We start from the raw sequence: 24,652 nt of genomic DNA, 5'->3' as shown, positions 1-24,652 counted from the left end.
TAGTGCATCAGAAGGTGTACTTGGCGTTGAACGACAGGTAGTCGCGGTCAGCCAACAGGCGCCCTTGGGCGACATCCGGCGAACTCAGGTAAGCGACATAGGTCAGGCCCACCTGGAAGTTGCCCAGGTACTTGAAGTCGCCGCCGACGGTGAGGCGCTTTTCATCACGGCCCAGGCCCTGGTAGGCGCTGCCGTCGACGTTCTGCGTCCAGACCACCTTGGTGGTCAGGTCCAGGCCATCGCTGATTGCCGGATAATCCATGTAGGCCCCGACGCCAAGCAGGGTCGAACCGCGGGTCTGGGTGTTGGACTCAAACTGGTTGAATGTCCCGTCGATACCGGGACCGCCACCGCTGACCACCAACGTGTCGACCCCTTCGATACGCTGATGCACCACTTCGCCGAGGAAGGTGGTCTGCTGGGCCAGGAAGCTTGGGCCCAGGATGTAGGTAGCGTTGAGGTTGGCCTGCCAGAGCTGCCCGGTCGTCGGTGCACCATTGTTCAGATAAACCGAGGCACCATCGCGGTAACTCAAGTCACCGGCATACTGTACCGAGTCACCGATCTTGGAGCTGAAGCTGATTCCCGTCAGCTCGACATCCTCGAAATAGCCCAACCGGTAGGCCGGCGCAACAGCCGTGTTCGAGCGCTCGCCGATGCTCTTGAGCGAGGAGTACTGGGTACTGCCGCTGAAGTCGAAAAAGATCGACCCGACCCGCTCGTGGTAGCGGTAATGGAACAACCCCACTTCGGTGTTTTCGGTGAGCCGGTAGCGCGCGCCAAGGCCCCACTGGCCACTGTCGCGGGCATCGACTTCACCGGCATAGTTGACGCCGGTAAAGGTCTTGTCCGGCAGGCTGTTGATCACCCCCGCGTTGAGCCGGAAGAACTCGGCGCCCGGGCCGAAGTAATCGCTGCCGAAGTAGTCACCCACCGGGTTGAGCTGGGTCTTCTCCCACTCGTACTGATAGTAACCGACCAGCGCCAGGTCTTCGTTGAGCGACCAGGACGCGGACACCTGCCCCACCGGCAGGTAGGAGTCTTTGGCTTCGGTGCCTGGCACGTTGAACTTGGTAGCGTCCACCGGCGCCTGCCCCTGGCTGATGTTCGGCCAGAACAGGCTTTCACCCCAGGCCACCAGGTGGCGACCGGCCTTGACCGACAGGTACTGGCTGTCGGCGACATCGAAGTTGCCGTAGACATAGGCATCGAGCAGGCGCGCCTTGCTCCCGCTCAGGCGACGGGTGTCTTCACTGAAGCCGTTGGCCCGACCGATCTTGTTCACGGTGTCCGGCGAATCGTTGTCGTTGCGCTCGTGGTAGACGTCATCGTAGAAATGACTGCCGCGCAGCACTGCGCCGAGATTGTCGTGCTTGAGCAGCAGCTCACCAAACAGGCTGACCCGGTTGTTGATCATCGAGCCGCGGTCGAAGTTGCGCGTACCGTCGTCATTGTTCAGGTCGTTGAGGTATTGCTGGGCAGGCTTGGCGGTACGTACCGACGCGGTGTAGTTGACGGTCAGCGACGAGTCCAGCGTGGTGTTTTCGCCCAACTCGATGGTGGGCCCGGCGCTGGCCGTACCGCTGGCCAGCGCAACGGCCACGGCCAGCAGGCAGTGCCGGCGAGTACCGTTAGCCGCGTTGAGCGCCGCAGGGTTCAACGTAGACATGCTCCTCTCCTTTCTTGTTGTTTTCCGGTTTGCGGGCCCAGTCTGAAAAACTGCCTGGGCCTGCGCATCGTCCGTTTGGTTATGTCGGCCTATTGCCCTTCAGCCTGGATTGATCGCAGCGCGCAGTTCGTTCTTGGCAACCTTGTTCGAGGGGTTGAGTGGCAGCGCATCGAAGAAGCGCACCAGACGGGGCACCTTGTAGTTGGCCATCCGTTCACGGCTCCAACTGATCAACGCGCTTTCGTCCAGCGTCTGGCCTTCACGCAACACCACACAGGCACACCCCACTTCACCCATGCGTGCGTCCGCAACGCCGATGACGGCAACCTGGGCAATGGCCGGGTGGGCGATCAATGCGGCTTCGATTTCCGCCGGGTAGCAGTTGAAGCCACCCACGATGTACATGTCTTTCAGGCGGTCGGTGATGATCAGGTTGCCCGCTTCATCCAGGCGCCCGACGTCGCCGGTGTGCAGCCAGCCGTCAGCATCGATGGCTTCGGCGGTGGCCTCGGGGTTCTCGAAATAGCCCTGCATGACATGAAAGCCGCGCAAGCAGATTTCGCCGGTTTCGCCATCGGCCAAGGCGTGGTTGTGCGGGTCGCGGATGCTGACTTCGGTACCGGCAATCGGCCGCCCGCTGGTGCCGGCGATCACCTGCGCCGAATCCTGCGGGTCGCACAGGGTCGCCAGGCCGCCGCATTCGGTCAGCCCGTAGGCGGTGGTCACCACGCTGAAACCCAGCTCGTTGCGCATGCGCTCGATCAGGCTCGGCGGGATACTGGCCGAGCCGGTTACGGCAATCCGCAAGCTGGACAGGTCGGTTTCGGCCAAACGTGGGTGGGCCAGCAGTGAGAGGTAAAGGGTCGGGGCGCCGGGCAAGACGCTGATGCGCTCATTGGCAATACGCTGGAACACCGCATCAGCATCGAACACCGCATGCGGCAGGATGGTTGCCCCGGCAATCAGGCAGGTCAACCAACCCGCCTTGTAGCCAAAGGCATGAAAGAACGGGTTGACGATCAGGTAGCGGTCACCCGGCACCAGGCCAATCACTTTGACGTACTCGCTGAATGCCCGCAGGTTCTGCCCATGACCGCTCATTACGCCCTTGGGTTTGCCCGTGGTACCCGAGGTGAAGAGCAGATCGCACATCGCCTGCGGCTCAATGGCCAGCGCACGACGTCGCGCCGCCTCGCTGTCGTAGGTGGCAGCCCCCAGCAGAAACTGCTGGAAGCTCAGATCGCCCGGGCGCGGCGGCGTGTCACTGGCCAACACCACCAGATGCTCAAGGCTGGCGGGGCGATGGGGCTCAAGCATCGCCGGGTAATCGACGTCGAGAAAACGCTGCTGGACGAACAGCACCCGGCAGCCACTGCGCGCCAGTACATCGGCCGCCTCGGCGCCTTTCATGCGGGTGTTGATCGGCACCAGCACCGCACCGGCACAGTGGATACCCAGCGCCGCCAGGATCCAGTCCCGGCTGTTCGGTGCCCATATGCCGACCCGGTCACCGGCCTGAATGCCCAGCGCCATCAGGCCACGGGTGATGGTCAGCGCCTGATTGGGCAGTTCGGCGTAGTCCGTGCACTGGCCATTCTCTTCAATGGCGGTATACCCAGCGAACCGCTCGGCGCTGGAGAACAGTAATTGGGCAATGGTGGTCGGCGCGTCGAGCACCGGCGGGGAACACTTCAGGCTCTGATTCATCGTAGGCTCGGTCATCTGCATCATTCGGGAAAGCGGATACGCAGGTGCGCGCTGGTCGGCACGGCCTGGCAGGCAAGGATCCAGCCCTCGGCCAACTCGTTGTCATCCAGGGCATCGTTGTGCAGCAGTTCGACGTCGCCGCTTTCCAGGGTGCACATGCACGAGGCGCAGCCACCGACACGGCACGCACTCGGCGGGTTCAGGCCGGCGCGCTGCATTGCTGCCAGCAGGGTTTCGCCGCTGTCGCAGGCCAGGTTGTGCTCCTCACCGTCCAGGCGAACGGCAAGTTGCGCGGCTACGGCAGCCTCACTGCTGGAGACCACTGGCAACTCACCCTCGCCCGGCAACGACACGAAGCGTTCCACATGCACCCTGGCATCGGGCATGCCCAGGCTTTTCAGGGCGCTGACCGCAGCGTCCATAAACGGGCCTGGGCCGCAGATGAACGCCTGCGCATCAATGAACGGCCGGGCCAGTTCGGCCAGTTGCCCGACCGCCGGAATGCCCTGTACCGAATCCAGCCAATGGACGATTTGCAGGCGCTGTGGATGAGCACTGGCCAGAAACCTGAGCTCATCGCGAAAAATCACCGAGCCTTCGTCGCGGTTCGCATAAACCAGCAGAATCCGCCCCTGCCCCGCCAGTAATGCCGAGCGCAGAATTGACAGCACCGGAGTTACGCCGCTACCGCCACCAAAGAGCAGCAGGTCGCTGTCGAGGTTACGCGGCACGAACACGCCTGCTGGTGGCAGCACCTGCAAGGTCTGCCCCTCCTGCAGCTCAGTGCAGAGCCAGTTCGAGGCGCGGCCTTCATGCACGCGCTTGACCGTCACACGCAACGGCTCATCCAGCATCGGCGTACTGGACAATGAGTAACAGCGGGGCAACCAGCCATCTTCAAACGGGACACGCAGCGTCAGGAATTGACCGGGGCGATAACGAAAGCGTTCGGCCAGGTGCTCGGGTACGTCGAACACCAGAGAGCGCGCGTCGGCCGTTTCCTCGATCACCCGCGCCACGCGCAGGGCAAGATAATCATTCATAGGTCAGGTACTCATTAACACCCGCCTGCGAGAGACAGGCGGGTGTAGACGCGATGGTGTTAGAACGGCCGGGCAGCCTCAGACGTACGGGTCAGGGTTGGGCAAGCCCAATTGCACCGCACCGAAGGCGCGACCGTAGGCCATGAAGTTGTTGGCGATGTGCCCACGGGCCTGGTGCAGGTCACGGAACAGCCGGGCAACCGGGTTGGTGTTGTACAAACCGGACGCTGCCATGCTGCGCAGCAAGTCATTCACCTTGTCGGCACAGACGTTGGTCACGTAGGCGGACTGGTAGCGATACAACAAGCGGGTTTCGGTGTCCGGGTATTCGCCGGCCCTGGCCAGGCTCATGAGGTGCTCGTAGTTGCGCTCCAGCACCAGCTTCAGGCTGTCGACGGTAATCGTCGCTTCGGCCACCGCGGTTTGCGCCACGGGGTCATCCGCCGTGCGTGCACCATGCTTGCCGATGTGCTTGGCGGCATTGGCGCGGAACTCATTGATCGCCCCTTGCAGCGCGCCGATGGCCGAGGTCGAGACCGCGCGGGAGAACACCTGGGCAAACGGAATCGCATAGATCGGGTTGGTGTTGACCAGACGCCCTGGCGTGGCCTCGATGGTGCAGTTGTTGGTGCGCTGAACCCGGTGCGCCGGCACAAACACATCCTCGACCAGAATGTCGTGGCTGCCGGTACCGCGCAGCCCGAGTACATCCCAGTTGCGCTGAATGCGGTAGTCGCTGCGAGGCAGCAGGAAGGTGCCGTGCTCCGCCGCAACATCACCCTCGGCGGGCAGAATGCCACCCAGCAGCACCCATTGGCAGTGCTCGCTGCCACTGGAGAAGCTCCACTGGCCGCTGATGCGATATCCACCCTCGACCACTGTCACCTTGGCCGACGGCATATAGGTCGAGGAAATCAGGGCCTCATGATCGTTGCCCCAGACCTCACGCTGGGCTTCGACAGGGTAGCGCGCCAACTGCCACGGGTGGACCCCCATCACACCGTAGATCCAGGCCGTGGACATGCAGCCTTCGGCAAGAATCATCTGGATTTCAAAGAAGGTCCGCGGGTCGACTTCATAGCCTCCGAACGCACGCGGCTGCAAGGCACGCAGCAGCCCGGCCGATTGCAATTCGGCAATGCTTTCGTCCGGGACCTTCAAGTCGCGGTCAGCCTGCGCCGTACGCTCCTTGAGTGCCGGCACAAGGCGCCGCGCACGTTCGATCAGTTCGATTTCGTCCTGGGTCCTTTCTCGCATGCTTTGCATCACTCAATTCTCCCAATCTCGCTGCGCCGGTGCGCGAGCCGTGATTGATCATCGGGGCGAGTGACGGATCGTTCATCGTCAAAGCGGACTAGGACACCCGCTGCCGCAAAGGGCGCGGGTCACCTGCGTTAGTCCATTGAGACGATGCAGCCGCGAGTCAGTCTCGGGATATTCGATACATTGAAAACCGGTTCAACCCAACCCCTACCTTGAGGAAGGACAGCCCATGAGTATCCTGCAGCGTTTCCACCTGGACGGTAGCGTCGCCATCGTCACCGGCAGTGGCCGAGGCATTGGCCGCGCCATCGCGCTGGCCTATGCCGAAGCGGGTGCCGATGTCGTCTGCTCCGCGCGCTCGCTTGAGGATGTGCAACGCGTTGCCGAGGAAGTGCGCGCCTTGGGCCGACGCGCCCTGGCCATCGCCTGCGATGTCAACGACAGCGAGCAGCGCAAGGCGCTGGTCAGCCAGAGCCATGAGCAGATGGGGCGCATCACTCATCTGGTAAACAACGTCGGTGGTGGCGGCCCCAACGATCCACTGAGCATGAGCCCGGAACAGTTCGACGAGATCCTGCGTTTCAACGTGTCCACCGCCTACGCCTTCTGCCAACTGTGCGTGCCACTGATGCGTGAGGCCGGTGGCGGCAACATCGTCAACATCAGTTCGGTAGCCGCCCGCTACTCACAGCGGCACTTCAGCGCGTACGGCGCCGCCAAGGCCGCCCTGAGCCACTTGACCCGCTTGCTGGCACAGGATTTTGCTCCGCTGGTGCGGGTCAATGCCGTCGCGCCCGGCCCCACCCTGACCGAAGCGCTGAACGGCGTGATGCCGGCGGCCATGCGTCAGACCATGGAAGCCAATACCCCGCTCAAATGCCTGGGCAGCCCGGAAGATATCGCCGCCGCAGCCCTGTACCTAGCCAGCCCCGCCTCGGCCTGGGTCAGCGGAAAAATCATCGATGTCGACGGCGGCGCGGACTCCACGGTCTGGCCCGGCTGAACATCGCCCTTTTTTGGCCGGCGCCCTGAGCCCGTTGGGCCCGGCCCTTTTATTTCCCTCACACAGAGCACCCCGTCATGGACGCCCACTTGATCAACGCACTCGGTGACGAACTGTTCAACGCCCTGCGCACACGCCAGACGCTCGCCCCCCTGACCCGCCGCTACCCGCACATCACCCTGGAGCAGGCCTACCGGATTTCCCTGCATTTTTTGCAACGCCGCGAAGCCCTCGGTGAACGTGTCATCGGTAAGAAAATCGGTGTCACCAGCCGCGCGGTACAAGAAATGCTCGATGTCCACCAACCGGACTTCGGCTTCCTCACCGATGCCATGCAGGTCGACGACGGCAGCGATGTCAGCCTGGCCCGCTACAACCTGATTCAGCCGCGCGCCGAAGGCGAAATCGCCTTTATTCTCGGCGAAGACCTCCAAGGCCCGGGTATCAACGCCGAAGACGTGCTGGCGGCAAGCCAATACGTGGTGCCGTGCTTCGAGATTGTCGACTCGCGTATCGACAACTGGCAGATCCGTATTCACGACACCGTGGCCGACAACGCCTCCTGCGGCGTGTTCGCCCTCGGCCCACAGCGCATAGACCCTCGCGAGCTGGACCTGGCCCGGGTCGAAATGCAGCTGTCCAAGAACGGCCAACCGGCGGGCAGCGGCCTGGGTTCGGCGGTGCAGGGCCATCCGTGTGCGGCGGTGGCCTGGCTGGCCAACACCCTGGGTGAGCTCGGCATCCCGTTTCGCCGGGGCGAAATCATCCTTTCGGGAGCATTGGCACCGCTCGTTCCGGTTGTGGCGGGCGACCGCATCAGCCTTTCCATGAGCGGCCTGGGCCAGACCAGCCTGCGCTTCGTGCCCTGAGTGAACCTTACGCAATCCCTCCCCTGGAGCCATAGACAATGAGCAAGAAGATTAAATGCGCGCTGATCGGGCCGGGCAACATCGGCACCGACCTGCTGTACAAACTGATGCGCAGCGAGGTGCTTGAGCCAGTCTGGATGGTCGGTATCGATGCCTCCTCCGAGGGCCTCGCACGGGCACGTGAGCTGGGCCTGAAAACCACCGCTGACGGGGTCGACGGCTTATTGCCCCACGTTATCGAAGACCAGGTACAGATCGCCTTCGATGCCACATCCGCCTACGTTCACGAGCAGAACTCACGCAAGCTCAATGCGCTGGGGGTGTTGATGATCGACCTGACCCCTGCTGCCATCGGCCCCTACTGCGTACCACCGGTCAACCTCAAGACCAACCTCGGCCTGGGCGTGATGAACGTCAACATGGTCACCTGCGGCGGCCAGGCCACCATTCCGCTGGTCGCGGCAGTATCCAGCGTGCAGCCGGTGGAATACGCCGAAATCATCGCAACCGCGGCCTCCAAATCGGTCGGCCCGGGCACGCGCAAGAACATCGACGAGTTCACCCGCACCACATCCAGCGCGGTCGAACAGGTCGGCGGTGCGAAAAAGGGCAAGGCGATCATCATCATAAACCCCGCCGAACCACCGCTGATCATGCGCGACACCGTGCATTGCCTGACCGAAACGGAACCCGATCAGGCAGCCATCACCGCCGCTATCGAAGCAATGATCCTGCAGGTGCAGCGCTATGTCCCCGGCTACAAGCTGGTAAACGGCCCGGTGTTCGAGGGCAACCGCGTCTCGGTGTTCATGGAAGTCGAAGGCCTGGGCGACTACCTGCCCAAGTACGCCGGCAACCTCGACATCATGACCGCCGCCGCAGCGCGTACCGCCGAAATGTTCGCCGAAGAAATCCTCAAGGGCGAACTGGTCCTGCACGCCACCCACGCACAACCCGCCCTTGCCTGAGGAATCGACCATGGATCTTCGCGGTAAACACATCACCGTTCATGACATGTGCCTGCGCGATGGCATGCACCCCAAGCGTCATCAGATCAGCCTGCAACAGATGAAAGACATTGCCTGCGGCCTGGATGCAGCTGGCGTCCCGCTGATCGAAGTCACCCACGGCGACGGCCTGGGCGGCAGCTCGGTCAACTACGGCTTTCCCGCGCACAGCGACGAGGCCTACCTGTCGGCCGTCATCCCGCTGATGAAACGGGCCAAGGTCTCGGCCCTGCTGCTGCCAGGGATCGGCACCGTCGACCACCTGAAGATGGCCCATGAGCTGGGCGTCAACACCATTCGCGTAGCCACCCACTGCACGGAAGCAGACGTCAGCGAGCAGCATATTTCCCACGCCCGCAGTCTGGGCATGGACACGGTCGGTTTCCTGATGATGGCCCACATGAACAGCCCGGAAGGCCTGGTCAAGCAGGGCAAGCTGATGGAAAGCTATGGCGCCAACTGCATCTACCTGACCGACTCGGCAGGCTACTTGCTGCCCCATGACGTCAGCGCCCGGGTGGCGGCAATGCGTGCGGCACTGAAACCGGAAACCGAGATCGGCTTCCATGGCCACCACAACCTGTCGATGGGCGTGTCCAACTCGATCGCCGCCATCGCCGCTGGGGCCACCCGCATTGACGCCGCCTGTGCCGGCCTCGGCGCAGGCGCCGGCAATACGCCCATGGAAGTACTGGTCGCGGTCTGCGACCGCATGGGCATCGAGACGGGTGTCAGTGTGTTCGGCATCCAGGATGTGGCCGAAGACCTGGTCGTGCCCATCATGGACTTCCCGATCCGCAGCGACCGCGATGCACTGACCATGGGCTATGCCGGGGTCTATGGCTCGTTCCTGCTGTTTGCCAAGCGAGCCGAGAAGAAGTATGGCGTCTCGGCGCGGGAAATCCTCGTCGAAATGGGCCGTCGCGGCATGGTGGGTGGCCAGGAGGACATGATCGAAGACACCGCCATGACCCTCGCCCGGCAACGCCGCCAGGCCTGAGCCACTGGGTATCGGCTGATCCTGCACCTACGTTATTGGCGACCTGAGTCGCCAATAACTTCACATCAAGGTGTCAATACATCAAGGGTTCAACGCCAGTCGGCAACGATGCCATGCTCCAGTGCAAACGGCTGTGCAGCGATGGTTCGACGCTGATAACGAGGCGCCTGTTCTGCCGTCGCCAACCAGAGCATCACCTCGGCAGGAACCTGCGGCGGCGCACTGCCGGCACGCAAGGCGATCACGCCCTTGTCACCAATGGTCGCCTTGAGCGCGTCGGTCGTTACCACACCCGGGTTGAGGGTGTAGGCACACACACCGGCTTCCCCCAGTTCTACCGAGAGGATCCCTGAAAGACGCGATACCGCCGCCTTGCCGGCCCCATAGGCGTACCCCCAACCGCCCTTGCCCGCCGCCACGGGCGGGTCACTCTCGCCGGCCCCGGAGGTAACGTTGATCACCACGCCAGTGCCCTGCTCGGCCATGTGCTCGACCACTGCCCGGGTCAACAGGAACGGCGTCAGGATGTAGCCCTTGTACATCCGCTCCAGCGTTTCCGGCTGCAGGCTCATGAAGCCCGCATTAAGGTCACTGCCCTGGTAGATCGCGTTGTTGATCAGTACATCGATCCGCCCATACTCGGCCAGCACCGCCTCACAGGCGCCGATGGCCGAGGCACTGTCGAGCAGGTCCATGGGCACGACCAATACCCGCCGCCCCAGTGCCCGGATCGCTTCGGCGGTGCCGTTGAGGCTGCCGGGAAGCGGCGCGCCTGTGGCGTCGCGCAGGGCGTGCGGGTGCTGCTCACCTTCGTCGAGGGTGCGCGCGCTGATCGCCAGGTCGAAGCCGGCCCGCGCGAACGCCAATGCCGCTTCGCGACCGATGCCACGGCTCGCGCCGGTAATGAATGCCACCTTGCTCATGGGGAGTCCTTTTAGAAACGCTGCGGGCGAACCATGGCGTCCATGCCGCCATCGATGAACACCACGCTGCCATGGATGAACGCGGCTTGCCTGGACTGCAGGAACGCCACCAGAGCGGCAATTTCCTGCGGATGCCCGGCACGGCCCAAGGGCGCAACGAACTCCCGTACCGCTTTGCCGAAACGTGCATCGTCGAGCGATGCCTGATGCAGCGGGGTTTCCACCGCCCCCGGTGCCACCACATTCAAGCGAATACCCTTGCTCGCCCAACTGGATGAGGTACGCCGGGCATGGTGGGTGATTGCATACTTGGAGCAGGCATAGGCCACATGGGGCTGACCAAGGGCATTGGCCAGTTCCAGTGCATTGGCTTCATCTCCAGCGAGCATCGCCTCGGTCATCGCCTGCTGATCGGCACCGGTCTGGGTCGCGGCCACCGAGCCGATCACCAGCGCAGCCGGGCTGTCGCCCTTGGCCAAAGCCCCGGCCAGGCCACTCAGCAACTGGCTGACGCCGAAGTAGTTGACCGCCAGGATCAACCCGCAGGACGGGGCCGTTACCCCGACACCCGCACAACAGACCAGGCCGTCGAGTACCCCGTCACTGAGCTCGAGTACCTGGGCAATCGCGGCCTCGCGGCCTTGGGGCGTTGAAAGGTCGGCGATCACCTCGGCATTGCTGCGGTCGATTCCGATGACACGATGTCCGGCGGCGCGTAACGCAGTGCTCACCGCGGCACCGATTCCCGAAGCGCTGCCGCTGATAGCTGTAACTGGCATAGGTATTCTCCGTGATAGGTTCGGGCAGTATTCAGAGACCGACCACGAGGCTGCATCGTCTGTGCGGACTAAGGGTGTTCAGGCTCGTGGTGGCGCCGGGCGACTGCCTGCCGCCCGGAAACAGAATGGCGACTCACGCCTGACGGGCAGCTACCGCCAGTTGTGGCGGTGGAACCTTGAGTTTTTCAACAGCCTTGAGGGCGACCTTGGGCTTGCCCAGCGCCACGACACTGTTGAGCATGATGCGCACCAGTTCGGTCTGCCGGCGCACGCCGGTCTTGGAGAAAATCGAACGCAGATGGGCACGCGCGGTGTTACGCCGGATGTTCAGCACCTCGGCCGCTTCCTCCAGGGACAAACCGTTGGCCAACTCCATTGCCAGGGCAGTCTCGGCCCTGGTCAGGTTGAACAACTGCTTGGTCACCACTTCACTGGCCAGCGATTTGCTCGCGGCGTCGCGGATATACACCAGCGCGGCGGGCTGGCCCTTCTCTTCCGCCCAGTCCAGCGAGGGAATCGACTCGACCACCAGGCCCAGGTTGACCAGCCCGGACGGCCGCGTAACAGACATCGCTTCGGCACTCTTGGGGGCATCCGGGGAAAATGCGGCACGAATCAGCCGTTGCAGCTCGCGATTGTCACTTGGGTAGCTGGCCTCAAGGCGGCCGCCGACCAACTTCAGCCCATCGGCGTTGGCGAGGATGTCCTGGGCGACCGGGTTGACCCGCAGCACACTGCCGCTTTCATCCAGCACCAGGGTTGCCACCGACAGCCGACTGATTGCCTGGGAATACAGCTCGCTCAACGACTCGCTGCGGTCCAGCAAGTTATGCACCTGTAGCGCCCGCCGCAGGTGTGGCAAGAACACGCCGCACAACGCGCGTTCGTTGGCCGAGAAGTTGGGAGCGTGCTTGGGACGGGTAATGCGAAAGCGCAACTTGCCGCCGTCCGGGGTGGAAATATCGGCCCCCATCACGTGGTACACCCCTTGCGGGCCGCAGAACATCTTGAAGTAGGCACTGTGCTCCCATTCCGCGGACGTCATGACGTCGTCGACCGTGAACACGTAGTCCAGCGGCTGGTTGGCAAACGGGGTATTGGTCTGGGGGTAGGTCATGTAGCTGACGTCGCCGGCCCCTTCGATGTCGCCGGCGATGATCATCACACCCATGTCCGGTTGGTCCGGCACCCGCAGGATCAGTGTGACGTAGTTGGCGTCGTAGAGCGTACGGAAGCTCTTGAGAGCACGCGCCATCAACTTTGGGTCGAGGGCACCTTCATAGACTTCACCAACCAGGCGGTCGTATTCGCTCAGGTCAAGGCCGACGCTGGCCAAAACCTCATGGGTCAAGACAGCACTTACCATAGTCTTCTCCGCGCACGGGTAAGGCACGATGACCTTCCCTTGTTATTTTTATAATTTCGGCTTGAGGGCAGCACGCCCCCTTTTTGACTACACGCGACTTGCACAGGCCTGCAACAGGGCCCGCGCCACAGTCTCCCTGTCCACTACGTACTCCACAATAGGTGTTGACCTTTTATTTTTAGTTACTGAATGTCTAAATTCCATCGCGGGCAAGCACGCTCCTACAAGGCCTTTTGCCGGCTCACTGGACCTGGGCCACGGGACTTTCCGTGGCCACCAACCGGCGCCCACGGTTGAACCAGGCTGCCAGCGCCGGTAGCAGGAATATGGCCCCCAAGACGTTCACCAGGAACATGAAGGACAACAGCACGCCCATGTCTGCCTGAAACTTCAGCGGCGCAAACGCCCAGGTGCACACACCAATCGACATGGTCAAGGCCGTGAACACTGCAGCCGTGCCCCGTTGGCACATCGCCTCGTAGAACGCCTCGCGCAGGTTCGCACCACCGGCCATTTCGTGTTGGATACGTTCATACAGGTAGATCCCGTAATCGACACCCACACCCACACCCAGCGCCATCACCGGCAAGGTCGCGACTTTCAGGCCAATGCCCAGCATCGCCATCAGTGCGTTGCAGAGGATCGCTACAATCGCCAGGGGGACGAGAATGCACAGTACGGCGCGGACCGAGAGGAAGGTCAGCCAGCAGAACAGCGCCACCGAACCAAAGAGTGCCGCCAACATGATGATCTCCGCCCGTTTCACCGCCTCATTGGATGCCGCCATCACACCCACGTTTCCGCCCGCCAGGAGAAACGCCACCTGCGGGGTGCGAACCTCGGCGATGATGCGCTTGGCTTCATTGATCGCATGGGCCACCGTAGCCCCTTCGTGGTCGGCCAGGAACACCAGGATCTGCATTTGCTGGCAGCCGTCGGTCACCAACCCGTCGTCCGGCATGTAGGCCCGTGCGCCCTGGCTCAGCCCGCGTGCTGAACCAGGGATCGCCGCCCATCGCGGGTTGCCTTCGTTGTTACCGGCAATGACCCGTTTGCCCATGCCGGCGACGCTCTGGACCGACTGCACACCGGTGACAGCGCGCATGCGGAAATCGAAGGCTTCTACCGCGCGCATCACTTCCGGCGACAAGCACCCTTCTTCGATGCCCTGGACTTCGACAAACACTGACATTACGTCGAGGCCGATCGAATAGCTGTCGACAATCTTGCGGTTGTCCTGGTTGTAGCGCGAGTCGGCCCTGAGCTCCGGCGCGCCTGCACCGATATCGCCCACCGCGAGGTCACGTGCCTTGTAGGCGCCGGCCACCAGCAGCAACAGGCTGATGGCGAACACACTCAGTGCAGGTCCCGGCTCGGCCAGCGCAGACAACCGCCACCACAGGCGATGCCTGCCGGCCTGACGGGTTTGCGCCCGTCGCAGCAACCCGGGCTCCAGCCGCAGGTAGGAGATGATCACCGGCAGCATCAGCTTGTTGGTGATGATCATCAGCATCACGCCGATACAGGCGGTCACACCCAGTTCATGCACGATCGGGATATCGATCAACATGATCACCGCAAAACCTAGGGCATTCATCAACAGCGCCAGGGAGCCGGGAATGAAGATTTTGCAGAATGCCGAATGCGCGGCCCGCAACGAATCGCTACCCGCCACCACATCCTGCTTCCAGGCATTGGTCATCTGCACGGCATGGGACACACCGATGGAGAAAATCAGGAACGGCACCAGGATCGACATCGGATCAATGCCAAGCCCCAACAGCGGCAACAGGCCAAGCAACCAGACCACCGGCAGCAACGCCACCACCAATGCAACCACGGTCAGGCGCAAAGAGCGCGAATAGAGCCAAAGCAGCAGCCCGGTAATGACGAAGGCGATCACAAAGAAGCCGATGACCGTGTTCAACCCCTCGACCACATCACCGACCAGCTTGGCGAAACCGACAATGTTGATTTCGATCTGCTCATTGCTGTACTTGTCGCGGAGCTCTTCAAGACGGCGGGCAACCTCGGCATATTTCACCGGTTCGCCGGTCTGCGGGTCGATATCCTGCAGGTCGGCACGCACCATGGCCGACTTCAGGTCGTTGGCCAACAAGCGCCCGATCTGCCCGGACGCGGCGGCATTGCTGCGTACCTGAGCCAGGTCCTGTTCGGTGCCGCTGAAGCGTGGCGGTACGACCACATCACCGAAAAAACCCTCCTCGGTGATTTCGATGTAGCGTACGTTGGTGGTGAACAGCGAGGTGACGCTGGCACGACTGACACCGGAGATGAAGAACACATCGTCGGTCACCTTGCGCAAGGTGTCGAGGAACACCGGGTTATAGATATCCCCCTCGCCTTTCCAATGCACGCTGACCAGGAAACGGTTGGCACCGGTGAAGTACTGGCTGAACTTCAGGAAGTTGACCATATACGCATGTCGCACCGGAATCTGCTTGTTGAAGCCGGGGTCCAGTTGCGTGTGGGTAGCGCTGTAACCCAGGCCTGCGGTCACCAGCACAAACAGCACTAACAACCCCTTGCGCCATGCCATCAGCCGATCCGCGACCGCTTCGACGCTGTGCGTCACCCAGCTTTTAGCTTGTTTCATTGCCCGCCTCTCATTTACCTAGGGCGGCAACGCTGCCACCAGAACCCTGGAGTAACCCGCGCTCACCACCGACCAGCAGACGCGAACCGACCATCGTCGCCGAGGTCAAGGTACCGAGGCCGGCCAAGCGACTGACACCAACCAGCACACCCCGAGCATCCAGCCGAACGACCGAGCTGCCAGCTCCGACGATCACCAGGCCAGAGTGGTCGGGCAACAGCACATGCCCGTAGAGCGGCAACTGGTTACCGACGTTGACCTGTGCCCAGCTATCACCGAAGTCGTGGCTGACGAATACATGGCCGCGCATGCCATAGGTCACCCAATGCTCTGGGCTCAGGCGCACGATGCCGAACAACGAACCGCTGTAAAATGCAGGCAGGGTCTGCCAATGCTTGCCGCCATCGCGAGTACGCAGCACCAGGCCTTGCTCGCCGACCAACATCCTTCGGCCATCAGGGCCGCCGTCCATGCTGTTGAGGTGCGCGCTGTCGACATCAAGCGCCAGCTTGCGCCAACTCAGCCCGGCATCATCGGACTGATAGAACTTACCGAAGCTGCCGAACGCCAGGACACTCTCGTCACCGGCCGCCCAGATACCCAGCAGCGGCTCGCCCAATTCGTTGTCGTAGCGCATTTCCTGCCAGTGGCTACCGGCATCCTCGGAGCGCAGGATCCAACCGTCGTGCCCGACCGCCAGTAGGCGTTGCTCACCCAGTGCCACCAAGGCAGTCAGCGCGACATCACGTTGCCGGTCGACACTGGCCTGCTGCCAACTCACACCCTGGTCGTCGCTGAACAGGATGCTGCCCCGTTCGCCCACGGCCACGACACGTGTCCCCAGGCTGAGCAAACCGTTGATTTGAACCCGGTCCGAACGCAGCGCGACTTTCGCCTGCTCGGGCTCGGCTTTGGGGGAAAAGGTAAACAGGATGGTCAGCCCGACAACCAGGCAGACCAGGTATCCGATCACTGAGCGCATGAGGGACGCTCCTGTTCGTGACACGCGTGCAAAGTGGGGGTCATTGGGCCAGTCCTCTTGTTCTTGTATGGCGCCACGCCTTGGGTCGCAGCGAGCTAAGTGGGCATTGCCTAGGGGGGATACTCAGGTGTAGGGCCGTTTGAAACATCGTCCAAACGGCTTAAAAATGGCGTGAATGGCGTATGTTGGAAATGCGCGGCAAAGGCGCACGGCAATGCCGCCCACAGCCTTGCCGTGGGCGCAGGACGGGCACGATCAGGCCCGGTAGAGAATCACCAGATCGTTGATGACCGACGGCCGTTCATGACCGACGACATGGGTGTTGAGCTCCAATGTCAGTTGGGTGCCTCTGGCAAGCAGTTCGACCTGCTTGACCCGCGCCCGCGAATGGATACGCGAACCCGCTGGCACGGGTGCCGGGAAGCGCAAACGGTCGGAGCCATAGTTGATCTGGGTAGTGAACCCTGTGATCTCGAAACCCAGCGCCAGCTTCATCCGCGACTGCAACACCTGCACCAAGGCGCCGTGGGCGATGGTGCCGCCGAACGGGCTCTGCAGACGAGCACGCTCAGGGTCGGTATGGATCCAGTAGTCGTCGCCAGACAACTGCGCAAAGGCATCGATCAGGGCCTGATCCACCACGATGCTGTTGCTCCAGTCACTGAACTGTTCACTGACCAGCGCCTGCAGACTCGCGGCATCGTTGAAATCGATCTTGCGTGGCTCGGGTTGCGAGTGCGTCGGTGTCGGTTCGCTGTCGACGGCGGGCAAGCGTTCAAGGCTGGCAGCCTCCTTGTCCAGGCCGGTGAAGCGCAACAAGCGATTGCCCTTGGCGTCGACCTCGGCAAACACCGGTTTCAAGCGCATGCCGATGTGTATTTCGTCTTCAGCCAGGCCGACCAGGTTGGTGTTGATGCGCACACCTTCGGCCAACTCGACAACCGCCAGTTTCTGCGGCATTTCATCCATGAAATCGGGCAAGGTGGGAATGCGCGTCAGCGTGTAACTGTACAGCGTCGCGCTGCCCTCGACCTCGCGCCAGGCCAGGTCATGGGCCATGCAGGCGGGACAATGCCGACGCGGGTAGAAAATCCAGTGCGCACAGGCTGTGCATTGCTGAATCAGTAAGCGCCGGGCCTTCAGGCCTTCCCAGAACGGTGCGGAAATTTCCGTCGGTACAGGCATCGGTTTATTGTTGGACATGGTGCTTATGCTCCCTGAAGTATCAATGCGCCCTGCTCACTCATCACGCCGCCGGTACCGGAGACATAGACGCTGTCACAGCGTCCAAGCTGACGCTCGCCGGCTACCCCGGCGATTTGCGTCACCGCCTCGATCACCTGGGACATGCCGCCGGCCGAACCGGCCTGACCGAAACTGAGCTGCCCGCCGTGGGTATTCATCGGAAAATCACCCCGCCAGGTCAGGTCATGCTCACGCACAAACGCCATGCCCTCGCCCTTGCCACAGAAACCTGCATCCTCAAGGGTCAGCAACGCGGTGATGGTGTAGCAGTCGTAAATCTGCGCCGCGTCGACATCGGTCGGTTTGAGCCCGGCCATCTCGAAGGCACGTCGCGACGCCGGCCCAATCGGCGTGTGAATCATGTCTGCCGCATAGGACGGCGACTTGAAGGCCAGGTGTTCGCCAAAACCGGTAATGAACGCAGGCCGCTTGCGCGCCCGTGCCGCGACTTCCTTGGAAGCGATGATCATTGCCGCACCGCCGGCCACGGGCATGACGATTTCCAGTATGTGCAGGGGATCGGCAACCATTTTGCTCGCCAGCACCTGCTCAATGGTCAACGGCTGGCCATAGAACATGGCCTGCGGGTTGGCCTGGGCGTTGGTGCGCTGATCCACGGCGATCTTGGCCATCGCCACCGGATCGTAGCCGTACTGGGCGGCATACCGCTGGGCAATCATGGCGTAACCGGTGTTCTGGCCCATGTGCCCGTAGGGCAGGTCGAACTCAGCCTCCGGCGCACCGAACGCCGTGCTGTGGCCACCAAAGCGCATGGCCCTGGCCATCCAACTCGGGTCTTCATCCGGGCCCAGCGGTGCCATGCGTGCAGGCAGTACGCACAGTACCGCCTGGCACAACCCCAGTTCGATGGCGGCGGCAGCGCGCCAGACCATACCCACCGAGGTACAGCCGCCAAGGTCCACCACTTCGGCAAAATTCAGCCGCAACCCCAGGTACTCGGCGGCCATTGCCGGGACGAACACCGACGCCTCATGAAACTGCGGGCCGTTGATCACCAGCCCGTCAAGGTCTTCAGCCCTGAGCCCCGCATCGCGCAGGGCCTGGGCCGCCAGGTCGGCGACTTGTTCAAGGTGAAACATCTTCGGCGCAGTCGCGTACTTCTCCGGTTTGTACTGCGCGGTACCAATAATGGCCGCATGCCCTTTGAGCCCCATAGTGCCTCCACTCCGAAGCGCCGGGCTTCGGACATTTCCAAGTGATGGTTAAGGCCCGAGGCAGGCAACCTGCCCCGGACCTGAGTGGTCAAGACGAAACAGCCGGGATCAGAAGGTGTACTTCATCGAGAACGTGGCGTAGTCACGGTCGGCAAACGGCCGCTTGATCGCATCCGCTGCGCCCAGGTAGCTGGTCACGTTCATGCCGACTTCCAGGTTGCCCAGGTACTTGAATGTGGTACCGATACTCATGCGGCGGTCGCCCTGAACGCCGGAAATGCTGCCGGCCATCGGGGTCGAGCCACTGAATACGTTGGAAAAGCGCACGGGCACTTCAAGGTCCCAGCCCTGGAAAACGCCCGGGTAGCTGAACGAGGCGCCCAGGGTGTAGGCGCTGGCCGATTTGGTGCGCCAGGCCGAACTGGTCTTGTAGGTGTAGTCATCCGACTCCCCAACCAACGGTGCCAGCGAAGGCAACAGGTTCACGCCTTGCAGATTGCCCGCGGCCGAAGTGGATTCGACGCTGTCGACCAGCACGTGAACAATCTCCGCCGTCAGGCTGGTCTGGCTGGCCCATGGCCGATCGCCGAGAATGCGGATCGCCGACAGTTGCATCTGTTGGCCCTTGCCCTTGGCCGGTACCGGCCCGAGGCCAGTGCTGACCATGACCGGCGCACCGTCGCGGTAGGACCACTCGGCACCGACCTGGGTATCACCCAGCTTGGTCGAGGCGCTGATACCGGTCAGCTTGATGTCTTCGAAATACTTCACCCGGTAGCCGTTGGGCGTGAAGGCATAGAGGCCGCCACCCACGGGCAACGGGTCATACCCCACCAGCGCGGTGGCCGGGTTCTTGTCGTGGTAGTTGACGTGAAACAGCGACAATTCAAGAGCCGGTACGGGGCGGTAGCGAACCTGAACCCCCCACTGCCCACCGTCGCGAGGCTCGTCGGTACCACGGTAGGCAACCTTGCCGCCTTGGGTGATGATGAATTCGCGGCCCGGGCCGACGACGTCACTGCCAGACAGGTAGCTGCCCACTGGCGGCAACTCGGTGCCTTTCCATTCGTACTGCACATAAGCGCCAAAGGTAAGGCTTGGATTCAACCGATAGGACCCGGAGAACTGCCCTACCGGCAACAGGATTTCCTTGACCTCAACGCCCGGCTGCGCCGCCTTTACCGCGTCGGAGGGGTTCTGTACGCCGTTGACGCCGGGGTAGTAAAGGCTCTCGCCCCAGGACTCGATATGGCGGCCCGCCTTGACGTCGAGCATGGAGTCATTGTCAAAGCGCCAGCCACTGAATACGTAGGCATCCAGCAAACGCGTGCGACCACCACTGTAGTAACGGGTATCACTGGTAAATTCGTCATTGCGACCGGCCTTGTTGACGGTCGCGGGCGAATCGTTGTCGTTTTCCTGGTGGTAGACATCATCGTAGAAGGTACTGCCGCGCACGACGGCACCGTAGTTGTCCTTGCGCAGGATCATCTCACCCAGCGCACCCACACGGTTGGTGGTCAGGCTGCTGCGATCGAAGTTGCGGTTGGCATCGTCAGCGTTGACCCCAAGCAAGCGATCATTCTGATCGTTAAGGCGCACGCCCACGCCGTAGCTGGTGGTTACCGACCAGTCGAGGGTCGTGCCGTTATCAAACTCGATCGTCTCCCCCGACCATACCGGTGTCGAAACCAAAGCGATGGCCGCCGTCAGGCTGACTGCCTGAACACCGCGCGAACCAAGGCCAGTACAATTATTGTTGTTCTTATCGATCACACTGACTCTCCTCAAGGGCAACCGGTTGGCCGCCTGGAATGTTGAACATTGCCGCTGCACCGGCCGCTCAAAACACCACGAGCGGCGTAACAGCAGGTGCCCCCTGCGGGGAACGCCGATACTGGTGAAGCCCGCGGTGTTCCTCCCGCAACAGCGACCCTTCGGCCACGAGGTAGTTGGCATGCGCCAACGTTTCACCCAGCGCCATCAGTTCGTCGAAACGACCTGAAAGCTTCGGGAACAACACAGCCATCAGGTCGAGCGCACTACGCGGCTCCTCACAGCTGGCCAACAGCAGCGCCAGGTGGGCCTGGTGATGGGCCTGTAACTGGTCCAGGCGCTGATGCAGGTTGAAGAACGGCCGTTCATGGGCCGGCAGAACCAGAACGCTGTCCGGCAAGCCACGCAAGCGCTCAAGGGAGGCCAGCCAGTCGCGCAGCGGATCGGCTTCCGGCTCAGTGGCATGCACGCCGACCGTCGGGGTGATGCGCGGCAACACCTGATCCCCGGAAATGAGCAGGCCATCCTCTTCAGCAAACAGGCAGGCATGTTCGGGCGAGTGCCCGCGACCGACCACTACCTGCCAGAGGCGACCGCCGATGCGCAGCTGGCTGCCGTCGCGCAAGCGCCGGTAACTGTTGAAGTGCGCGGGACGGAAATGCCCGTTCTGGATCACCTCGTACATCTGGGCGGCCTGCTCGCTGCTGAAACCGGCCTTGCGGTAGAACGCCAGGAAGTCCCAGCCGGGCGGCTGATCAGAGGGGACGCTGACGTACAACGACTGGTATTCACTGGCGGTCATGTACACCGGGCAGCGAAAGCGTTCGGCCAGCCAGGCGGCGACACCGGCATGGTCGGAGTGATAATGCGTGCAGACCACCGCCAGCAGCGGCAGCCCCGCACACGCTTCACTCAACACGCGCTCCCAGACCTCGCGGGTTTGCGCGGTGTTCATGCCAGTATCCACCGCTACCCAGCCATCGCCATGACGCAGCAGATAGAGGTTGATATGGTCCAGACGAAACGGCAGCGGCATACGCAGCCAGAGCACCCCCGGCGCGACTTCACAGACCTGCCCGGCGGCCGGGGCCTGCGGCCACGGGTAGCGCAGGCCGCTGCGCAGTTCATGGCCGTTCGGGTCCAGATCAACCATGATGAGCACCTGCGAACGGCGCCAGACCGACTCGCGCCAACACCTCTGGCGAATAGGGCTGGTAGGTTCGCGTGCTTTCATCACGAATGAACAACGGATCACTGCAGGCACTCGGGCAATAGCCCTGGCGCTGCAAATCAACCTTGCGCAGCTTGAAGGTGCTGGTCAGGTCCGCCGCCGCGGTCACACGTACGAACACTGGCGCGGCGTAACGCGGCAGGCACGCTTCGGTGAGTGCGTACAAGGCCTCGGGCTGGAACACCTGCCCCGGCTGCATCAGCACTGCGGCCATGCCCGCACGCCCTTCATGCCCCGGTACCTGCACACCGTAGATATTGATCAGTTCAAGGCCCGGCAGATCCCCCAGGGCATCGGCGACTTCCTGGGTGGAGACGTTCTCGCTCTTCCAACGGAAGGTGTCGCCGATACGGTCCACGAAATAGCAGTAGCCATCGGCGTCCTCACGCAACAAGTCACCCGAACTCCAGTAGGCATCACCTTCGCGAAAGACATTGCGGCGGATCTTGCTCTCGGTGGCCTCGGTCGAGGTATAGCCTTCGAAGCGCCCTCCTCCGATATCCGGATGATCGACGATGAAACCCATGGCTTCACCCACTTCGCCGACCTCGCAGAGCTGATAGAAGCCATTCTCGTCGCGCGGATGACAGTCATTTTCGACATCGAAGCGCACCAGCCGCAGGTTGGTCTTGTTCCAGTCAGGTACACGCCCGCACGAACCGATGTAGTTGTCGACATTGATCAGGTTGGTGTTGGCTTCGGTGGCACCCCAGCCCTCGAAAACCTGGATCGGTCCAAAACGTTCAATCCAGCGTTGCCACGACTCAGGTGTCAGGCCGGCACCGAGCATGCAGCGCAGGCTATGTTCGCGTTCACCCGGTACAACCGGCCGGTTGAGCAGGTAGCGGCAGATTTCGCCAATGTACTGGAAGACGCTGATACGGTGACGGGCGACATCGCTCCAGAACTCACGCACGCTGAACTTGCGGCGCACCACGATGCTCGCGCCGGCACGTAGCGCGGTCGAGGTCACCGAGGTGGCGGCGGCCCCGTGGTACAGCGGCAGGCAACAATAGAACACGTCGTCGCAGGTGGCCTGCAGCGTTACCTCCATTACATCGCCAGACGACATCCAGCGCATATGGCTGTAACGGGCGGCCTTGGGCAACCCGGTGGTACCCGAGGTAAAAATCAGCAAGGTCGGGGCCTGGGCCTCGATGTCCGCACGCACATCGCGGGGGAAGGCACTGCGTGGCGCACTGTCCAGGCGCGCAGCGAAATGCCCGTCAACCCCCTTGGGAAGCGCCTCGGGCCATGGGTTCTCTGGGTCGCGTACCAGCCAGTAGGGCAGCTCAGGCAGGCCCTCGGTAACCTGGACATTGGCCAGGCACTCTTCCCCGACCACCAGTGCCTTGGCCCCGGTAGTTTCCAGCGCATGCAACAGGGGCCGGCCATTGACCTGGGTGTTGATGAACGCAACCACCACCCCCAGCTTGACCAGGCCAAACCAGGTGCAGAAGAACGCCGGGCGGTTTTCCATCACGATGGCACAGACATCACCGGCACGCAGGCCGTTGGCGTAAAAGGTATGGGCCATCTGGTTGGCGCGCGCATCGACTTCGGCGTAGCTGAGGATTTCGTCGCCATAGATCAGAAACGCCCGATCGGCATGACGGATGGCCTGCTGCTCGAGCCGATCGGCCAGGGTGTAGTGGTCTCGGGGTTTGATCTGCGCACTGGCTACCGAACGTCGATCCAGAATCGCCTGGGTCTGTTCACGGGGCACAGGGCAGCTCGGCAGGACGCTGGCCAGGTTACTCAGGCTCATGGCGTCACCTCCAGTGCAGCGGCTTGATACACGGGGTAGTCGGTATAGCCATGAGGGCCAGAGGTGTAGAGGGTCTTGCGGTCAAACCCGGCCAACGGCAAGCCGTGCTTCAAGCGCTCGACCAGGTCGGGGTTGGCAATGAAGTGTCGACCGAAGGAGACCGCTGCGCCCTCGCCCGCTTCCAGCGCGGCGCGGGCCGAAGCGCCATCAAAACCGTCGTTGAGAATCAGCCCATGGGCGCTATGCTCGCGCGCCAGGGCAAAGGCATCGAGCCCCGCCACCGGTGAACGCATGATGTGCAGGTAGGCCAGGCCCAGCGGTGCCACGGCGGCGCAGAGTGCGACAGCGGTGCCTGCCGGGTCGAGGTCGTCGATATCGTTATAGGGGTTGCCCGGGCACATCCGAAAGCCCACACGGCCAGCGCCAATCGCTGCGGCCATGGCCTCGATCACGTCCTTGGCAAACCGTACCCGGTTGCTCGCCGAACCGCCGTAGGCATCGGTACGCTGGTTGCTGCCCGAGGCCATGAACTGCATCGGCAGGTAGCCGCTGGTGCAATGCAACTCGACGCCATCGAAACCGGCTTCACGCGCATTCAACGCTGCCTGACGGTAGTCCTCGATCACCGCGGCGATGCCTTCCAGGGTCAACGCCTGCGGGCTATCGGTGTCTACCAGGCCAACGGCATCACTGAACACTTGAGTGCGTGCGCGCACCGCCGACGGGCCCACGGTAGCCGCACCGCCGGGTTTGTTGTAATGGCTGGCAGCGCGCCCCACATGCATCAGTTGCAGTACGATGCGACCGCCTTGGTCATGCACCGCACGGGTCACCTGGCGCCAGGCGGCAATCTGTTCGCCGGTGTAGATCGCCGGTGTACGGCAATAGCCCAGGCCACTGGCCGATGGCGCCGTACCCTCGGCAACAATCAACCCGGCGCTGGCACGCTGGCGGTAGTACTCGACCATGTCGGCGCTTGGCACCGCACCGGCATCGGCACGACTGCGGGTCATCGGCGCCATGACGATACGATTGGCCAGCTGCAGTTCGCCGAGGCACACCGGCTCGAACAAGATGCTCATGTCAGCTCCTTAACGTCTTATTGTTTCCGGCGATGCCAAGCGGCTCACCGCAAGGTGGCCAGGGATTGCGCAGAACCGGATATGGGCTGAATGATTCACCTTGAACGCAACTGAAACATCGTCCGACAAGACTAGATTTACCGGCCT

Annotated in this window: 19 protein-coding genes; 4 read left to right on the top strand and 15 right to left on the bottom strand. The window is 62.5% G+C overall.

Features of this window, described 5'->3' with window-relative positions; translation table 11 throughout:
• Positions 1-7: 7 nt before the first annotated feature.
• The 4 genes from UIA24_RS16945 to UIA24_RS16930 all read right to left on the bottom strand — a co-directional run bounded on the left by UIA24_RS16945 (position 8) and on the right by UIA24_RS16930 (position 5,685).
• Positions 8-1,669, bottom strand: a complete 1,662-nt coding sequence (locus tag UIA24_RS16945) for a DUF1302 domain-containing protein (protein WP_102051890.1) — start codon at positions 1,667-1,669, stop codon at positions 8-10.
• 99 nt (positions 1,670-1,768) lie between these two features.
• The gene (locus tag UIA24_RS16940; protein ID WP_330523398.1) at positions 1,769-3,376 is read right to left on the bottom strand and encodes a FadD3 family acyl-CoA ligase; all 1,608 of its coding nucleotides are present in this window, start codon (positions 3,374-3,376) and stop codon (positions 1,769-1,771) included.
• Positions 3,377-3,396: 20 nt separating this feature from the next.
• Positions 3,397-4,419, bottom strand: a complete 1,023-nt coding sequence (locus UIA24_RS16935; RefSeq protein ID WP_330523397.1) for a ferredoxin--NADP reductase — start codon at positions 4,417-4,419, stop codon at positions 3,397-3,399.
• A 78-nt stretch (positions 4,420-4,497) separates the two neighbouring features.
• Positions 4,498-5,685 carry an acyl-CoA dehydrogenase family protein gene (locus UIA24_RS16930; protein ID WP_330523395.1) on the bottom strand — a complete coding sequence of 396 codons (1,188 nt, stop codon included), beginning with the start codon at positions 5,683-5,685 and terminating at the stop codon, positions 4,498-4,500.
• A gap of 226 nt (positions 5,686-5,911) precedes the next feature.
• Here UIA24_RS16930 and UIA24_RS16925 point away from each other — a divergent pair, with 226 nt between their 5' ends.
• The 4 genes from UIA24_RS16925 (at position 5,912) to dmpG (ending at position 9,561) form a co-directional block, all read left to right on the top strand.
• Positions 5,912-6,685, top strand: coding sequence for a glucose 1-dehydrogenase (locus UIA24_RS16925; RefSeq protein WP_065761214.1), 774 nt, complete (start codon positions 5,912-5,914; stop codon positions 6,683-6,685).
• 77 nt (positions 6,686-6,762) lie between these two features.
• Positions 6,763-7,554 (top strand): fumarylacetoacetate hydrolase family protein, encoded by a 792-nt coding sequence (locus tag UIA24_RS16920; RefSeq protein WP_330523394.1) that lies wholly within the window; start codon positions 6,763-6,765, stop codon positions 7,552-7,554.
• A 38-nt stretch (positions 7,555-7,592) separates the two neighbouring features.
• On the top strand, positions 7,593-8,522 hold the full coding sequence (locus UIA24_RS16915) for an acetaldehyde dehydrogenase (acetylating) (protein WP_330523393.1): 930 nt from the start codon (positions 7,593-7,595) through the stop codon (positions 8,520-8,522).
• A 10-nt stretch (positions 8,523-8,532) separates the two neighbouring features.
• Positions 8,533-9,561 (top strand): 4-hydroxy-2-oxovalerate aldolase, encoded by a 1,029-nt coding sequence (dmpG, locus tag UIA24_RS16910; protein WP_065761217.1) that lies wholly within the window; start codon positions 8,533-8,535, stop codon positions 9,559-9,561.
• Between the two features lie 89 nt (positions 9,562-9,650).
• On the opposite strand, the gene UIA24_RS16905 is transcribed toward dmpG, so the two are convergent.
• The 11 genes from UIA24_RS16905 to UIA24_RS16855 all read right to left on the bottom strand — a co-directional run bounded on the left by UIA24_RS16905 (position 9,651) and on the right by UIA24_RS16855 (position 24,505).
• Positions 9,651-10,484, bottom strand: a complete 834-nt coding sequence (locus tag UIA24_RS16905; protein WP_330523392.1) for an SDR family NAD(P)-dependent oxidoreductase — start codon at positions 10,482-10,484, stop codon at positions 9,651-9,653.
• Positions 10,485-10,495: 11 nt separating this feature from the next.
• Entirely contained in the window at positions 10,496-11,263 is a 768-nt protein-coding gene (locus UIA24_RS16900; RefSeq protein ID WP_065761219.1) for an SDR family oxidoreductase, read from the bottom strand.
• 133 nt (positions 11,264-11,396) lie between these two features.
• The gene (locus UIA24_RS16895; protein ID WP_099775149.1) at positions 11,397-12,629 is read right to left on the bottom strand and encodes a helix-turn-helix transcriptional regulator; all 1,233 of its coding nucleotides are present in this window, start codon (positions 12,627-12,629) and stop codon (positions 11,397-11,399) included.
• Between the two features lie 241 nt (positions 12,630-12,870).
• Positions 12,871-15,246, bottom strand: a complete 2,376-nt coding sequence (locus UIA24_RS16890; protein WP_099775150.1) for an efflux RND transporter permease subunit — start codon at positions 15,244-15,246, stop codon at positions 12,871-12,873.
• 10 nt (positions 15,247-15,256) lie between these two features.
• Positions 15,257-16,228, bottom strand: a complete 972-nt coding sequence (locus tag UIA24_RS16885; RefSeq protein ID WP_330523391.1) for a WD40/YVTN/BNR-like repeat-containing protein — start codon at positions 16,226-16,228, stop codon at positions 15,257-15,259.
• 255 nt (positions 16,229-16,483) lie between these two features.
• Entirely contained in the window at positions 16,484-17,431 is a 948-nt protein-coding gene (locus tag UIA24_RS16880; RefSeq protein WP_330523390.1) for a bifunctional OB-fold nucleic acid binding domain-containing protein/MaoC family dehydratase, read from the bottom strand.
• Between the two features lie 5 nt (positions 17,432-17,436).
• The gene (locus tag UIA24_RS16875; protein ID WP_065758667.1) at positions 17,437-18,648 is read right to left on the bottom strand and encodes a thiolase family protein; all 1,212 of its coding nucleotides are present in this window, start codon (positions 18,646-18,648) and stop codon (positions 17,437-17,439) included.
• A gap of 108 nt (positions 18,649-18,756) precedes the next feature.
• Positions 18,757-20,424 (bottom strand): DUF1302 domain-containing protein, encoded by a 1,668-nt coding sequence (locus UIA24_RS16870; protein ID WP_330523389.1) that lies wholly within the window; start codon positions 20,422-20,424, stop codon positions 18,757-18,759.
• A gap of 67 nt (positions 20,425-20,491) precedes the next feature.
• Complete coding sequence (locus UIA24_RS16865) at positions 20,492-21,577, bottom strand: MBL fold metallo-hydrolase (protein ID WP_330523388.1); 1,086 nt, start codon at positions 21,575-21,577, stop codon at positions 20,492-20,494.
• A complete protein-coding gene (locus UIA24_RS16860; protein ID WP_330523387.1) occupies positions 21,570-23,423 on the bottom strand; it encodes a long-chain-acyl-CoA synthetase in 1,854 nt (617 codons plus the stop codon). Before UIA24_RS16860 ends, UIA24_RS16865 begins: the two co-directional genes overlap by 8 nt.
• Positions 23,420-24,505 (bottom strand): alkene reductase, encoded by a 1,086-nt coding sequence (locus UIA24_RS16855; protein WP_330523386.1) that lies wholly within the window; start codon positions 24,503-24,505, stop codon positions 23,420-23,422. Before UIA24_RS16855 ends, UIA24_RS16860 begins: the two co-directional genes overlap by 4 nt.
• Between the last annotated feature and the right edge of the window lie 147 nt (positions 24,506-24,652).

Origin of the sequence: Pseudomonas sp. AL 58 (assembly GCF_036348395.1) — a bacterium.
Classification (GTDB): domain Bacteria; phylum Pseudomonadota; class Gammaproteobacteria; order Pseudomonadales; family Pseudomonadaceae; genus Aquipseudomonas; species Aquipseudomonas defluvii.
The sequence above is the reverse complement of the archived record's forward strand: the minus strand, read 5'-3'. Positions and strand labels throughout refer to the sequence as shown.